A 14,534-nucleotide genomic window follows, 5' to 3' on the forward strand; every position below is an offset into this window, starting at 1 on the left:
AAATTCTTGGAGGGAATTAAATGAGAAAAAATTTGAGAGACTTACTTCTATCATTTAAAAATGGAGAAATTGGCTTAGATGAAATTGAAAAACAGATAAAGCTTAATTATTTTGAAGAGATTGAGGAAAGATTAAAATTAGATATAAACAGGCAGTTTAGGACAGGAGTTCCAGAAGTTGTTTATGGTAAAGGGAAAGATGTAGAGGAAATAATTAAAGCCACTTTAAAACTTGCAGAAAAAAATGGTATTGCATTGGCAACTAAAATAGAGGATATTAAAAAACTTAGTGACAAAATTGAAAAATATGATTTAAAAAATTACAACATAAAAATTAACAAAAAAGCGAAAACATTAATAATAAAAAATAAAAACTATGATATTAGAAAAATAGGTAAAGTGGGCATATTAACAGCAGGGACTTCAGATATTCCAGTAGCGGAAGAGGCAAAAGATACATTGGAAGTGATGGGAGTTGAAGCCATAACATCTTATGATGTAGGAATCGCAGGTATTCATAGGCTGTTTCCTGCCCTAAAGAGAATGATTGAGGAAAATGTTTGCTGTATCATTGTTGTTGCTGGCATGGAAGGAGCTTTACCTTCAGTTGTGGCGTCTATGGTTGATATTCCTGTTATTGGTGTTCCAACATCAACATCTTATGGTATAAAAATAACGCCTCTCTTGACTATGTTACATTCATGTTCTCCTGGAATAGCGGTTGTTAATATTGATAATGGGTTTGGAGCTGGAGTATTTGCTGGCCTAATAGCTAAGGCAATATATAAATATCTAAAACAATAATTTAAGACAATACCTATACAACGATAACTTGAGGGAAGTTTATGATAAAAGTTGTAGATGGTGAGTTAATAAGGACATTGACTGATGGAAATTTAGATGACCTTGTAACTGAAGTAAATGTGGGTTATATTCTAATCTTAGTTAAAGAGGGTAATAAATTACATGAGGGCTATATATTTGTTGAAGACGGCGAGATTGTTGGAAGCTATTATACTGATAACGAATCCACAGAAATTTTTGGAAATAAAGAAAAAATTCTTGAGTTACTAAACTACGAGAACAAAGTTATAGAACTTTATAGGTATAATAAAGATAAAATAAATTTAATGAAGTGGCTGTATCCCGAAATATTTGTAGTGAAAAAAACTAAAGAAGAAAAAGAAACTAAAAAAGAGGAAAGAGAAGATAAAGAAGAGAAATATCTAAATATAAAGTTAGATATTCCATTAGATGTCCCATTGGAGAGTAATACAAAAGATTTCCAGAGATATTTAGAGGACAATAAATATATCGTTGTAAATGTGTATAAAAAAACGTCTGGAAAATTTGAAAACGGATATATTATATACAAAGGAAAAACCCCAATAGCTGCAGCATACGAGTGTGATTTTGGAGTTTTACTAGGAAAAGATGCTTATGAAAAAGTAGAACAGTTATTAAAAGATGAAAATGCAATTATTGATGTATATGAATATAACGAAAGAAAAACAAATGTCCTATTGGAAATATATCCACAAATGAAAATTGTGGATGAAGAACAAAGTACTGAAAAAGAAGAAATTCAAAAAGATATTGAGGAGTTTGTAAAAGAAGAGGAGTTAGAGGAAGCTAAAGAATTATCAAGAGAAGAGTTATTGAAAAAATTAGGAATAAAAGAACCTGATGATACGTGGATAGAGACGATATTGGAAGATATGTTCAGACCTTCAGAGGAGGAGTTAAATGAATTAAAAGAAAAACTTGAAAATGAGATAGTTAATAGAATTAAGATGATGGAAGGTGTTGACGATGTTAAAACCAATCTCAAAGTTAAATGGGAAAATGGAAGATACTATTTATTTGGAGATGTCAATGTAAAAAGAAAGAGAATCTTAGGAATTATTAAAAAAGATATAGACCCTTCAATTGTTAAATTTGAAATCGATAAGATAATTAGGAAATTTCTCTCAAGATATACCTCGAGAATATCGATAAATGTTGAATAAAACGGAGAAGAGGTCTAACCATGGATGGAACAATCATCTTTTTAATTCTTTTTATAGTTGGAGTAGGGATTGGAGTAGGATTATATTATTATAAGGAGAAAGAAAAAAAGAAAACATATAGGCTTATTGAAATGGAAATTATTGAAAATCTCAAAGAATTAAAGCCTTATGTGGCTCCAGATGAGGGTAGAGAATATACAAAGGAATTTGATTTGGTTGAGATAGCTCTTTCTTATGATATAGAGGATATTATTGTTGTCAATGATGAAGGTTTGGTTATTGCCTCTACATTAAAGGATGCAGATGAGATTGGAGCCAGTGCGTCGGGTATATTTGAGTATATCAAAAAATTCTATAGTAACATAAAAAAAGTTGTTATATTTAAGGATGACAGCTATATGTACATATTCCCTTTAAAACTCTATGATGAGAATCTATATGTTATTATAGAATCAAAGATAGCTCTTGAGGTTGTGGAGGAGAAGGAAATATTGAGAAAAATCTGTGAAGTTCTTAAAAAGTACTTTGTAGAGGTTGAAGAAATAGAAAATGAAACACCATTGTTAAATATTTAAATATAACTATTTTATTAAATTGGCAGTATTGTCCCTCTAACAGGGACAAATGTCGGTATCTTCAACGTCTTCCAAATAGTCATAGCAAATGATAGCGATTGATATCTTTCTCCATGCATAACTATAGCTTTTTCTGGTTTAGGAATCTTTTTTATGTATCTAACCAATGAATTATAATCCCCATGGGCAGAAAATTCTATTTTGACAACTTTTCCTCTTATTGGAATTTTATTTTTAAATGGTTGAATTTCTTTAGCTCCCTCTTCTAACTCTCTTCCCAGTGTTCCCTCTGCCTGATAACCAGTTAATATCAACTTATTTTTTGGGTCTTTTAATAATTTCAAATATTTTAATACTGGCCCTCCTTGAACCATTCCAGAAGTTGAAACAATAATACATGGTTCTTTATTAAACACCAAATTTTCATCTGCTTTCTTTATCTCACCAAATGGATTAATTCTATTTTCAACCATATTTTTTATTTTAGGATTTAGCCAATTTATATAGCTCATATAAACAGCAGTTGCATGAATTAAAGAACCATCAGTGTATATTGGCACTTCCTTTAATCCTCCACTCCTCATATAGTTGTTTATAATCAGCAATATTTCTTGGGCTCTACCAATTGCAAAAACTGGGATTATTACTTTCCCTCCATTTTCTATAGTTTCTGCTATCTCCTCAATTAACTGCTTCTCCAAAGTCTTCCTTGCTGGTTTTATATCCAATGGAGAGCCATAAGTAGATTCTATAATTAAGACATCAATCTCATCAATATCTGTATCTGCCGGAAGTAATGTCCTTGAGACTCCCTCATTTATATCTCCAGTGTAAAGAATTTTTTTTCCATCTGCTTCCAAATATATAGAGGCACTTCCCAATATATGCCCAGCATTGTAAAATTTAAATTTAATATTTTCAGTTATCTGCCTCTCCTCATAATAGTTTAAGCATTCAATATTTTCCATTGCATATTGAATGTCTTCTTCTTTATAGGCTTTTGTTAAATTTAGAGTATCTCTCCATGTTATAAACATTAAATCAGCTGTTGGATGTGTACAATAAATCTTTTTGAATTTATAAAATGGAATTGCTCCACAATGGTCTAAATGTGCATGGGAAACAATAACTGCATCTATTACTTTATCATCTACCTTAGGTATCTCTCCAGTATCTGGGGACATTCCACAATCCAATAAAACTCTCCCTTTTTGTGTTTCTACCTCAACACAACTCATCCCAATTTGCTGACAACCACCATGGAATTTTAATAAAACCATAACTACCATCCCAAAAATTTATATATCTTTTATTTGGATAAATCCTATTACCCTAAGGCAAAAGAATAGAAACCAAAATAAGTGGGTCTAAAGAAAAAACTATTTGATTGAATGACAAAAAATCAAAACTTATTCAACTCTAATGGGACTATATCGCGGTGTAATATATAAACATAAAGGATAAAATAATAAATTATGGCTTATGCTAATAGGAGTAGAGCCTCTTATAGTCTAAGATACATCATCTATTTTATTATTTTTAAATCTTACTATATATAAAAGGCATTGGTGAATATAATGGAACATAGACATGTCATTTCCGCATTAGTTTTAAATAAACCAGGAGTATTGCAGAGAATTTCCGGATTATTTACAAGGAGAGGATTTAATATTTCGAGTATAACAGTTGGGATAACAGAGAATTCACAAATTTCAAGGGTTACGATAGTTGTTAATGGAGATGATAAGATATTAGAGCAAGTTATCAAACAACTCAACAAATTAATAGATGTTATAAAAGTTAGTGAGTTGGATGAGAAAAAGTCTGTTCAAAGAGAACTCTGCCTAATAAAGATATACGCACCAACAGAGAGTGCGAAATCTCAAGTTATCCAATATACAAGCATATTTAGAGGAAATGTTGTTGATTTGAGTCCCGAATCATTGATTGTTGAAATAACAGGTAGTGAAGATAAAATAAATGCTTTTATTGATTTAGTTAAACCACTGGGGATTAAAGAAATGGCGAGGACTGGGATAACTGCATTAGCAAGGGGGCCAAAAATCTTAAAACCAAAAAGCTAAATGTTTAAGGTGAGAAAACATGAACGATGATGTTAAAATGAAGTGTGGTTTAGAAATACACGTCCAAATTGATACAAAATCAAAATTATTTTGTAATTGCTCAACAAACTATTTAGATGCTGAACCAAACACAAATGTCTGTCCTGTTTGCTTAGGTTTGCCTGGAGCTAAGCCTCTTCCTCCAAACAAAAAGGCGATAGAAGTTGCTATAATGGTAGCAAAGATGCTTGGATGTAAGATAGTTGTTGATAAAGATATTTACTTCCAAAGAAAGCATTATGATTATCCAGATTTGCCAAGTGGTTATCAGAGAACCTCAACTCCTATAGGTGTAGATGGAGAGTTTATGGGTATTGGAATACATGAAGTTCATTTAGAAGAAGACCCTGGACAGTACAATCCAAGCTTGGGAATTGTTGATTATAACAGAAGCGGAACTCCATTAATTGAAATTGTTACAAAGCCAGATATAAAAAGTCCAGAAGAAGCAAGGGAATTTTTAAAGCAACTAATGACCTTGTTTAGATACCTCGGGTGTTTAAGAGGAGAAGGAACGATGAGAGCTGATGTAAATATTTCCATAGAGTACATGGGTGTTCAGGGGAATAGGGTTGAGGTTAAAAACATAAACTCAATTAAAGGGGTTTATAAGGTTTTAAAGTATGAAGTAATTAGACAGAAGAATATTATTAAAAGAGGAGGGGAGGTTAAGAGGGAAACAAGAGCATTCTTAGAGAGCCAGATGATAACAAAAGCTATGAGAAGTAAAGAAACAGCAGAAGATTACAGATATATTCCAGATCCTGACATTCAGCCAATTGTCATCTCTGAAGAGTGGGTTAAAGAGATTGTGGAAAAGATGCCAGAAACACCATTAGCTAAGAAGAAGAGATTTGTTGAAGAGTATGGTATAGATGAAGAGGATGCTAAAGTTTTAGTTTCTGATTTAGACATGGCTGAGATGTTTGAGGAGGTTGTTAAATCTTTAGGAGTTAATAAGGAGAATGTTGATTTAGCTGTAACTTGGATTAGAAACGAGTTGAGAAGGTCTTTACAGTATCACAAAGTAGATTTGTATGAGAGTGGAGTTAAGGCAGAGCATATAGTTGAGCTTATAAAACTGATTAAAGAGGGAGTTATATCCCAAAAGATAGCTAAAGAGATTGTTGATTTGTTGGTTATAAATAGAGGAAAGAAAATGCCAAAAGAAATAGTTGAGGAACTTGGATTAACAGTAATTAAAGATGAAGATGCATTAATTAAAGCAGTTGAGGAGGCTATTAAAAACAATCCAAAGGCAGTTGAAGACTACTTAAATGGTAAGAAAGAGGCGTTGAATTTCTTAATGGGGCAGGTAATGAGATTAACAAGGGGAAGAGCAGAGCCGAAGAGAGTTATTGAGCTATTGAAAGAGAAGTTGGATAAATAACCAACTAACTTAAATTTTTTATTTCTTTTTTGGCAGACTTTTATAATTATTTTTTAGGTGAGAAAATGGCAGACCTTGATAGAAAGTTGATTGAAATCTTAGATATTTTATCCAAGTCAAAAGAGCCAGTAGGTGCTAAGATTATAGCTAAAGAGCTTAATAAGAGAGGTTATAAAATTGGGGAGAGGGCTGTGAGGTATCATTTAAAGTTGTTGGATGGGATGAAACTAACAAAAAAAGTTGGATATGCTGGGAGGGTTATAACTGAGAGGGGTTTGGAGGAGTTAGAGAAAGCCAACATATCCTATAGGTTAGGAAGTATTTATTCAAATATATTGGAAAAAACAATATCTGCCAACTACAGGTTTGGATATGTAGTTATTAATAGATGCCAGGTTTATGCTGACTTTAACGATGTGCTAAAAATAATAAAAAGTGTTTATGAATCAGGTTTAGCCGTTGGGGATAGGGTTGGGATTATAGATAGAGAAAAATTTGTAGAAATAAACACCCTCTGTTCATTAAACTTTGACAACATACTCTTGCAAAATGGTATTTTTCCACTTCATATATGTGCTGGAGTTGTTAAATATGAGGATGGAAAGCCAGTAGAATTTAAAGAAATTATAAATTACAAATCCACATCCATAGACCCATTGAGAGCATTTATTGAGAAAAAAGAAACAGATGTTATTGGTATTATAGAGAATGGGGAGGGCTATTTACCAGCAAACTTCAGATACTTTGGGATTGAGTTTTTGGAGAGGTTTGAGAGTATATTGGAAAAAGATGAATTAAAATGTATTATTAGTTATGGGACAGAAAATGTCCTTGGATTGGATGTTGGAGATGATAAAGTAGGAGTTGCTTTAATTGGAGGCTTGACACCAATAGCTCCGTTTGTTGAAAACAACTACTGTGTAGAGATATGCCCAATGTCATCAATTGTTAGATTAGAATCTCTCCATAAGGTTAAGAAGAATCCAAGAGATATTGTGACGAAGAAGGCAAATATAAGGATAAAAACTGCCTTATCAAAAATGTTCAATGCAATGGCAAAGGTAACTTATGATATAGATGAAGCTGATGGAAACGTTGTTGTAAATACTGCCTTTATTGAGAAGAAATATACTGATGAAGCATTGGACTTATTAAAAGAGGCATATAAAAAAGGTTTAGGAATATCTGACAGATTTGGAATTGTTGAGGAAGAAGATAAAATAAAGATTCAAACAGTCTGTGCTGTAACCTTAGATGGAATATTTTTAAGAAATTCAGTTCCAGTAATTCCAAGATATGGAGGAATTTTGGAGATAACTGAAGATAAGGAGAGATTTATTGATATAATTGGCTATAATGGCTCGTCATTAGACCCTCACGAAGTGTTTTTCAACTTTGTTGATTGTGAAAAAACATTTTTGGCAGGATTTAGAGAAGTACATAGAGTTGCAAGAGAAAAATTAGAGGAGGTCTTAAAGAAGTTGAATTGGAATGGTATTAAAGCTATAGGAGAGCCAAACAATGAACTTTATGGTATTGGTGTGAATAAAGACATGTGTGGGGTTGTAACAATAGGAGGAATAAATCCCTTAGTGTTATTAAAAGAGAATGAGATACCAATTGAGTTAAAGGCAATGCATGAAGTCGTGAGATTTTCAGATTTAAATAGCTATAAAGAGATTTAAACTTAACCAAAAAAGATTTGGGGTATACCAATAGGGGGTGAAACCTCTATGGATTGTGAGATTTACGGATTTAAGAAGCTATAAAGAGATTTAAATCATTAATATGGCTCTTATTTAAATTTTATTTTTTGAAAGCCAATTTTATTGATTCAATAATGGCATTGATTATATAGCTGTCATCTATTCTCTCAGCATCCTTTGATGTTAAGTCAATTCTTAAACTTTTACTCGCTCCAGGCATACCAGCTACGGTTATAGTTATGATACCAAACTTTTCTAATAAGTTAAACCCAATCTCAATGAGTTTTTTGATATTTGTGGCATCATCTTTATGAACTCTCTTTATCACAAACCCTGTTGGTGTTCTTTCATAAACAATATTTATATTGTCATCTATTGTCTTAAGCTCTGCATTCAATTTTTCAACCTTAGATAAATCAAAGTTTTTAGCTCTTTCAAATGCCTTTTTAACTCTCTCCAAACTAAAGTTTTTTAAAGCTCTATACATTCCAGCTAATAAAGGAGGTTGAGCTTCTAAACCAAACTTAGTTCCTTCAATATATATTTTATCAACAAGTTCTTTTTTTCCAGCCAATAAACCCCCTCTCGGACCTTCCATAAGTTTATCTGTGCTTGTAGCTACTAAATCGGCCCCTAACTTTAATGCTGGAGGTTGATTAAATAATAATCTAACTCTTGCTCCAGAGGCATCATCAACAAAAACAATAGCCTCTTTATTCTTAGCCGTATCAATAACTTTTTTAAAGTTTTCAAGTTCAACAACTTTTAAATCCATTGTAGAACCAGTGATAATAACTAAGGTATCCTTATCTATTTTATTTAAAATTTCATCTACATTATCAGATTCAAAATACTCAGCATTAACAATTTTACAACTTCTTTCTATTGACGGATGTCCCGGAAGTTCTGGCAAATAGTGTATAACTTTTTTTGGTTTTAATGCCAATATAGTGGCTAAAATTGCAGATGATGTTCTGTTAAAACCAACGCATTTATCTTTTTCATTTCCACCTAAATGTTTAAGTCCATATTCATTAACTTTTTCTGCAAAGTAAGATGACCCAATGTATGTATTTAGTAAAGCTTTATCTTTTTCATCTATTAAAAACCCCCCAGACAATCCACTTAAATCGTATAATGCATCCCTACCCTTCTTATTTAATATTTCTAAGATGATTTTTCTTGCTTTTTCTAATCTTAAAAATTCTTCATAGTCAGAGAGCATTAAATCACCTAAACACAATGTTTATAAAGGTTTAATAAATTCAATAAAAGAAAAATAATAATGTTTTATCCAGCCCCACAGGCATCTCCTAAATCAATATCTATTAATTTTCCTTCTTCTAATTCTTCTTTTTCTAATTTCTTGACAACTTCACTAATGTCTTCTTTTCTTTCTTTTATCTTTGACTTATCGATAACTCTTAACAAATGAGGTCTATACATTAAATTGTTATCTAACACAATCCAAACATCTCCATTTTCATCTTTTTTTATATCTACAACCCTTCCTTTTGTCCCAGTATTTATATAGACTACATAATCTCCGACCTTGATATTAACTTCATCCATGTGTCCCACACTCTAGATATTTTACAGTTAATGTTTCTTATAGCCTGTATTAATAGTTTATTCAAATATTGTTCTAATCCTAAAAACGTTGCATATAACAACTTCCTGCTATAGGGTGCACTTGAAATAGGGCTTACGCAGGGTAAGTGTTCTGTTGAATAATGGTGCCTTGAAGGCACCAAACTTTCAAAATTCAAATAGAATATTGCGTAAGCCCTATTTAAGGATGCGTCCCCAATCCGGAGGGGTTGGGGCTGAGGCAAGCCCACGACTGGTGGTGAAACCCCACAGCAACCAGCCGCAAGAAAGGTTTATCCTTTCTTGCGACCGTACCTCCCACTTAATTCCGGTTGATCCTGCCGGAGGCCACTGCTATCGGGGTCCGACTAAGCCATGCGAGTCAAGGGGCTCCCTTCGGGGAGCACCGGCGCACGGCTCAGTAACACGTGGCTAACCTACCCTCGGGTGGGGGATAACCTCGGGAAACTGAGGCTAATCCCCCATAGGGGAGGAGGTCTGGAATGATCCCTCCCCGAAAGGCGTAAGCCGCCCGAGGATGGGGCTGCGGCGGATTAGGTAGTTGGTGGGGTAACGGCCCACCAAGCCTACGATCCGTACGGGCCCTGAGAGGGGGAGCCCGGAGATGGACACTGAGACACGGGTCCAGGCCCTACGGGGCGCAGCAGGCGCGAAACCTCCGCAATGCGCGAAAGCGCGACGGGGGGACCCCGAGTGCCCACGCTCTGCGTGGGCTTTTCCGGAGTGTAAACAGCTCCGGGAATAAGGGCTGGGCAAGTCCGGTGCCAGCAGCCGCGGTAATACCGGCGGCCCAAGTGGTGGCCACTGTTATTGGGCCTAAAGCGTCCGTAGCCGGCCCGGTAAGTCTCTGCTTAAATCCTGCGGCTCAACCGCAGGGCTGGCAGAGATACTGCCGGGCTTGGGACCGGGAGAGGCCGGGGGTACCCCAGGGGTAGCGGTGAAATGCGTTGATCCCTGGGGGACCACCTGTGGCGAAGGCGCCCGGCTGGAACGGGTCCGACGGTGAGGGACGAAGGCCAGGGGAGCAAACCGGATTAGATACCCGGGTAGTCCTGGCTGTAAACTCTGCGGACTAGGTGTCGCGTCGGCTTCGGGCCGACGCGGTGCCGAAGGGAAGCCGTTAAGTCCGCCGCCTGGGGAGTACGGTCGCAAGACTGAAACTTAAAGGAATTGGCGGGGGAGCACTACAACGGGTGGAGCCTGCGGTTTAATTGGATTCAACGCCGGGCATCTTACCAGGGGCGACGGCAGGATGAAGGCCAGGTTGACGACCTTGCCAGACGCGCCGAGAGGTGGTGCATGGCCGTCGTCAGCTCGTACCGTGAGGCGTCCTGTTAAGTCAGGTAACGAGCGAGACCCGTGCCCCATGTTGCTACCCTCCCCTCCGGGGGAGGGGCACTCATGGGGGACCGCCGGCGCTAAGCCGGAGGAAGGTGCGGGCAACGACAGGTCCGCATGCCCCGAATCCCCTGGGCTACACGCGGGCTACAATGGCCGGGACAATGGGACGCGACCCCGAAAGGGGGAGCGAATCCCCTAAACCCGGTCGTAGTCCGGATCGAGGGCTGTAACTCGCCCTCGTGAAGCCGGAATCCGTAGTAATCGCGCCTCACCATGGCGCGGTGAATGCGTCCCTGCTCCTTGCACACACCGCCCGTCACGCCACCCGAGTTGAGCCCAAGTGAGGCCCTGTCCGCAAGGGCAGGGTCGAACTTGGGTTCAGCGAGGGGGGCGAAGTCGTAACAAGGTAGCCGTAGGGGAACCTGCGGCTGGATCACCTCCTGAGAAAAAAGCGCTGGTTGCTGTGGGGCACCAAACCAGTCGTGGGCTTGCCTCATAGGGAAAGTGGGCCCGTAGCTCAGCTGGGAGAGCGCCGGCCTTGCAAGCCGGAGGCCGTGGGTTCAAATCCCACCGGGTCCACTATACATGCAGCCTGCAACTCCAAAGAGTTGCAGGTGAAGGGCCTGACTAAACATGAGGGCCATGCATAGGCTTCCACATCCCGGTGAAATCTGGATACTCTGCCGGGCCACCAGCCCACCTGGTGGATGGCTCGGCTCGGGGCGCCGAGGAAGGGCGTGGCAAGCTGCGATAAGCCCGGGGGAGGCGCAGGCAGCCGTAGAACCCGGGATCCCCGAATGGGACTTCCTGCCCCATTTGGGGCGCTCCCGTCAGGGAGCGGGAACGCGGGGAAAAGAAGCATCCGAGTACCCGCAGGAAAAGAAACCAACAGGGATGCCGGGAGTAGGGGCGACCGAAACCGGCACAGGGCAAACCGAATCCCTACCCGTAAGGGTAGGGAGATGTGGAGTTGCAGGGCCCCCAATACAGACCCACACTGGGAAGCCGAAGTCCCCTGGAATGGGGCGCCATAGAGGGTGAAAGCCCCGTAGGCGTAACCAGTGTGGGTCTTGGGGTGTCCCTGAGTACCGCGCGTTGGATATCGCGCGGGAAGCTGGGAGACATTAGGCTTCCAACCCTAAATACGTCCCGAGACCGATAGCGAACTAGTACCGTGAGGGAAAGCTGAAAAGCACCCCTTGCGGGGGGTGAAAAGAGCCTGAAACCAGGTGGGTACGGAATGGCACGGCCCGAAAGGTAACCACCCCGAAGGAAACTCCCGCGAGGGAGGAGTACGAGGGGTGGCATGCCGGGGTCGTGCCGTCCGTTTCGAAAAACGGGCCGGGGAGTGTACGGGTGTGGCGAGCCTAAGGGGTTCAACCCCGGAGGCGTAGGGAAACCGACATGCCCGCAGCCCTTATGGGCGAGGGGCGGGGTCTTAATGGGCCCGGAGTCACACCCGTACGACCCGAAACCGGGCGATCTAGGCCGGGGTAGGGTGAAGCCCCTCACCAGAGGGGTGGAGGCCCGCAGGGGTGTTACCGCGCAAAGTGCTCCTCTGACCCCGGTCTAGGGGTGAAAAGCCAATCGAGCCCGGAGATAGCTGGTTCCCCCCGAAATAACTCGCAGGTTAGCCGGGGGTTAGGTAGATGGCGGGGTAGAGCCACGGATAGGGTGTTTAGGGGGCGAAAGCCCTCGGCACCCTGTCAAACTCCGAACCCGTCATCGCCGTAGCCCCCGAGTGAGGGCATACGGGTAAGCCGTATGTCCGAGAGGGGAACAACCCGGACCCGGGTTAAGGCCCCTAAGTGCCGGCTAAGTGTAAATGAGAAGGGAGTCCCTGGCCTAAGACAGCGGGGAGGTTGGCTTAGAAGCAGCCATCCTTTAAAGAGTGCGTAACAGCTCACCCGTCGAGGTCAGGGGCCCCGAAGATAACGGGGGCTAAGCCGGCCGCCGAGACCCGGGGGCGCCTAACGGCGATCCGGTAGGGGGGCGTCCCGCGGGGGTAGAAGCTCGGCCGTGAGGTCGGGTGGACCCCGTGGGAACGAGAATCCCGGCAGTAGTAACAGCAAAGTGGGGTGAGAATCCCCACCGCCGAAGGGGCCAGGTTTCCACAGCAACGGTCGTCAGCTGTGGGTTAGCCGGTCCTAACCCCCGGGGTAATTCCCTGGGGGGAAAGGGAAGCGGGTTAATATTCCCGCGCCACCGGGGTACGTGCGGCAACGCAAGGCCAGCTCCTGACGCTTCGGGGTAGGCCGACCACCCCCGTCGGGGTGGCCAAGCGCATAAGCCCGGGGAGTGCCGTAATGGCGAGAACCGGGCAAAAGCGTGATGGGCCCTCCGTTAGGAGGGTTCGGCTGAGCCCTGGAGCCCGTGAAAAGGGAGCTGGCAAGGATCCCCGGTGACCGTACCCAGAACCGACACAGGTGCCCCTAGGCGAGTATCCTAAGGCGTGTCGGGAGAATCCGGCCCAGGGAAGTCGGCAAATTGGCCCCGTAACTTCGGGAGAAGGGGTGCCTGCGGTCTTCTCTAACTGAGGGGACCGCAGGTCGCAGTGGCCAGGGGGGTCCGACTGTTTAATAAAAACACAGGTCTTGGCTAGCCCGTAAGGGTGTGTACCAAGGCCGACGCCTGCCCAGTGCCGGTACGTGAAACCCGGGTACAACCGGGCGAAGCGCCGGTAAACGGCGGGGGTAACTATAACCCTCTTAAGGTAGCGAAATTCCTTGTCGGGTAAGTTCCGACCTGCATGAATGGCGTAACGAGACCCCCACTGTCCCGGGCCGGAACCCGGTGAACCTACCATTCCGGTGCAAAGGCCGGAGACCCCCAGTGGGAAGCGAAGACCCCGTGGAGCTTTACTGCAGCCTGTCGTTGGGGCATGGCCGTGGGTGCACAGCGTAGGTGGGAGCCGTCGAAGCCACCCCTCCGGGGGTGGTGGAGGCGTCCATGGGACACCACCCACCCATGGCCATGTCCCTAACCCCGTAAAGGGGGACACCGGCAGGTGGGCAGTTTGGCTGGGGCGGCACCCCCCTGAAAAGGCATCAGGGGGGCCCAAAGGTCGGCTCAGGCGGGTCAGAACTCCGCCGTGGAGTGCAAGGGCAAAAGCCGGCCTGACTTGGTCGGTAAAAGAGGCCGACCAAGAGGCGAAAGCCGGGCCTAGCGAACCCCTGTGCCTCACCGATGGGGGCCAGGGATAACAGAAAAGCTACCCCGGGGATAACAGAGTTGTCGCGGGCAAGAGCCCATATCGACCCCGCGGCTTGCTACATCGATGTCGGTTCTTCCCATCCTGGGCCTGCAGCAGGGCCCAAGGGTGGGGCTGTTCGCCCATTAAAGGGGATCGTGAGCTGGGTTTAAACCGTCGTGAGACAGGTTGGTTGCTATCTGCTGGGGGTGTTGGCCGCCTGAGGGGAAGGTGGCTCTAGTACGAGAGGAACGAGCCGCCGGCGCCTCTGGTCTACCGGTTGTCCGACAGGGCATTGCCGGGCAGCTACGCGCTAAGGGATAAGGGCTGAAGGCATCTAAGCCCGAAACCCTCCCCGAAAATAGGCGGCCAGTCCCTTCGGGGACGAGGGCTCCCGTAGAAGACGGGGTTGATAGGCCGGGGGTGTAAGCGCCGAGGGCTCTGCCCGAGGCGTTCAGCCCGCCGGTACTAATCGCCCGAGGGCCCGGCAGGGTATCCAGACACTAAGCGGATGTGGAAGCCTATGCATGGCCCAAAAGAAAGGTATGGAAATTTTTGGCGATTATAAGGGAATATATTAGTTCCATTGT

At 42.4% G+C, this 14,534-nt stretch carries 9 protein-coding genes, 1 tRNA gene and 2 rRNA genes; 9 read left to right on the forward strand and 3 right to left on the reverse strand.

Features of this window, described 5'->3' with window-relative positions:
- The first annotated feature begins 20 nt into the window (after positions 1 to 20).
- The 3 genes from larB to MFS40622_RS00565 are packed head-to-tail and all read left to right on the forward strand — an operon-like array spanning position 21 to position 2,583.
- Positions 21 to 803, forward strand: coding sequence for a nickel pincer cofactor biosynthesis protein LarB (gene larB, locus MFS40622_RS00555; protein WP_012979720.1), 783 nt, complete (start codon positions 21 to 23; stop codon positions 801 to 803).
- A gap of 41 nt (positions 804 to 844) precedes the next feature.
- The gene (locus MFS40622_RS00560) at positions 845 to 2,008 is read left to right on the forward strand and encodes a DUF2226 domain-containing protein (RefSeq protein WP_012979721.1); all 1,164 of its coding nucleotides are present in this window, start codon (positions 845 to 847) and stop codon (positions 2,006 to 2,008) included.
- 20 nt (positions 2,009 to 2,028) lie between these two features.
- A complete protein-coding gene (locus MFS40622_RS00565; protein ID WP_012979722.1) occupies positions 2,029 to 2,583 on the forward strand; it encodes a roadblock/LC7 domain-containing protein in 555 nt (184 codons plus the stop codon).
- Positions 2,584 to 2,597: 14 nt separating this feature from the next.
- Here the strand turns inward: MFS40622_RS00565 and MFS40622_RS00570 are convergent, their stop codons facing one another.
- Entirely contained in the window at positions 2,598 to 3,863 is a 1,266-nt protein-coding gene (locus MFS40622_RS00570) for an MBL fold metallo-hydrolase (protein WP_012979723.1), read from the reverse strand.
- A gap of 297 nt (positions 3,864 to 4,160) precedes the next feature.
- Here MFS40622_RS00570 and ilvN point away from each other — a divergent pair, with 297 nt between their 5' ends.
- From ilvN to MFS40622_RS00585, 3 genes are all read left to right on the forward strand, one after another.
- A complete protein-coding gene (gene ilvN, locus MFS40622_RS00575; RefSeq protein WP_012979724.1) occupies positions 4,161 to 4,667 on the forward strand; it encodes an acetolactate synthase small subunit in 507 nt (168 codons plus the stop codon).
- A 19-nt stretch (positions 4,668 to 4,686) separates the two neighbouring features.
- Positions 4,687 to 6,096, forward strand: a complete 1,410-nt coding sequence (gene gatB, locus MFS40622_RS00580; RefSeq protein ID WP_012979725.1) for an Asp-tRNA(Asn)/Glu-tRNA(Gln) amidotransferase subunit GatB — start codon at positions 4,687 to 4,689, stop codon at positions 6,094 to 6,096.
- 65 nt (positions 6,097 to 6,161) lie between these two features.
- Positions 6,162 to 7,781 (forward strand): DUF128 domain-containing protein, encoded by a 1,620-nt coding sequence (locus tag MFS40622_RS00585; RefSeq protein WP_012979726.1) that lies wholly within the window; start codon positions 6,162 to 6,164, stop codon positions 7,779 to 7,781.
- 121 nt (positions 7,782 to 7,902) lie between these two features.
- Here the strand turns inward: MFS40622_RS00585 and MFS40622_RS00590 are convergent, their stop codons facing one another.
- Together MFS40622_RS00590 and MFS40622_RS00595 are read right to left on the reverse strand one after the other, a co-directional pair.
- The gene (locus MFS40622_RS00590; RefSeq protein WP_012979727.1) at positions 7,903 to 9,027 is read right to left on the reverse strand and encodes a TIGR03576 family pyridoxal phosphate-dependent enzyme; all 1,125 of its coding nucleotides are present in this window, start codon (positions 9,025 to 9,027) and stop codon (positions 7,903 to 7,905) included.
- Positions 9,028 to 9,092: 65 nt separating this feature from the next.
- Entirely contained in the window at positions 9,093 to 9,374 is a 282-nt protein-coding gene (locus tag MFS40622_RS00595) for a DUF2098 domain-containing protein (protein ID WP_012979728.1), read from the reverse strand.
- A 343-nt stretch (positions 9,375 to 9,717) separates the two neighbouring features.
- Between MFS40622_RS00595 and MFS40622_RS00600 the strand changes: the two genes are divergently transcribed.
- The 3 genes from MFS40622_RS00600 to MFS40622_RS00610 all read left to right on the forward strand — a co-directional run bounded on the left by MFS40622_RS00600 (position 9,718) and on the right by MFS40622_RS00610 (position 14,436).
- A 16S ribosomal RNA gene (locus tag MFS40622_RS00600) occupies positions 9,718 to 11,196 on the forward strand.
- A 64-nt stretch (positions 11,197 to 11,260) separates the two neighbouring features.
- Positions 11,261 to 11,333: transfer RNA gene (locus MFS40622_RS00605), tRNA-Ala, on the forward strand.
- Between the two features lie 100 nt (positions 11,334 to 11,433).
- A 23S ribosomal RNA gene (locus tag MFS40622_RS00610) occupies positions 11,434 to 14,436 on the forward strand.
- The 16S and 23S rRNA genes sit together here with 1 tRNA gene alongside, the layout of an rRNA operon.
- Positions 14,437 to 14,534: the final 98 nt, after the last annotated feature.

This window comes from Methanocaldococcus sp. FS406-22 (assembly GCF_000025525.1).
GTDB lineage: Archaea > AGJL01 > Methanococci > Methanococcales > Methanocaldococcaceae > Methanocaldococcus.

Coding starts and splice junctions, on each gene's coding strand:
- larB (WP_012979720.1), top strand. CDS start 21: ATGAGAAAAAATTTGAGAGACTTACTTCTATCATTTAAAAATGGAGAA.
- ilvN (WP_012979724.1), top strand. CDS start 4,161: ATGGAACATAGACATGTCATTTCCGCATTAGTTTTAAATAAACCAGGA.
- MFS40622_RS00565 (WP_012979722.1), top strand. CDS start 2,029: ATGGATGGAACAATCATCTTTTTAATTCTTTTTATAGTTGGAGTAGGG.
- MFS40622_RS00570 (WP_012979723.1), bottom strand. CDS start 3,863: ATGGTTTTATTAAAATTCCATGGTGGTTGTCAGCAAATTGGGATGAGT.
- MFS40622_RS00560 (WP_012979721.1), top strand. CDS start 845: ATGATAAAAGTTGTAGATGGTGAGTTAATAAGGACATTGACTGATGGA.
- MFS40622_RS00590 (WP_012979727.1), bottom strand. CDS start 9,027: ATGCTCTCTGACTATGAAGAATTTTTAAGATTAGAAAAAGCAAGAAAA.
- MFS40622_RS00595 (WP_012979728.1), bottom strand. CDS start 9,374: ATGGATGAAGTTAATATCAAGGTCGGAGATTATGTAGTCTATATAAAT.
- MFS40622_RS00585 (WP_012979726.1), top strand. CDS start 6,162: ATGGCAGACCTTGATAGAAAGTTGATTGAAATCTTAGATATTTTATCC.
- gatB (WP_012979725.1), top strand. CDS start 4,687: ATGAACGATGATGTTAAAATGAAGTGTGGTTTAGAAATACACGTCCAA.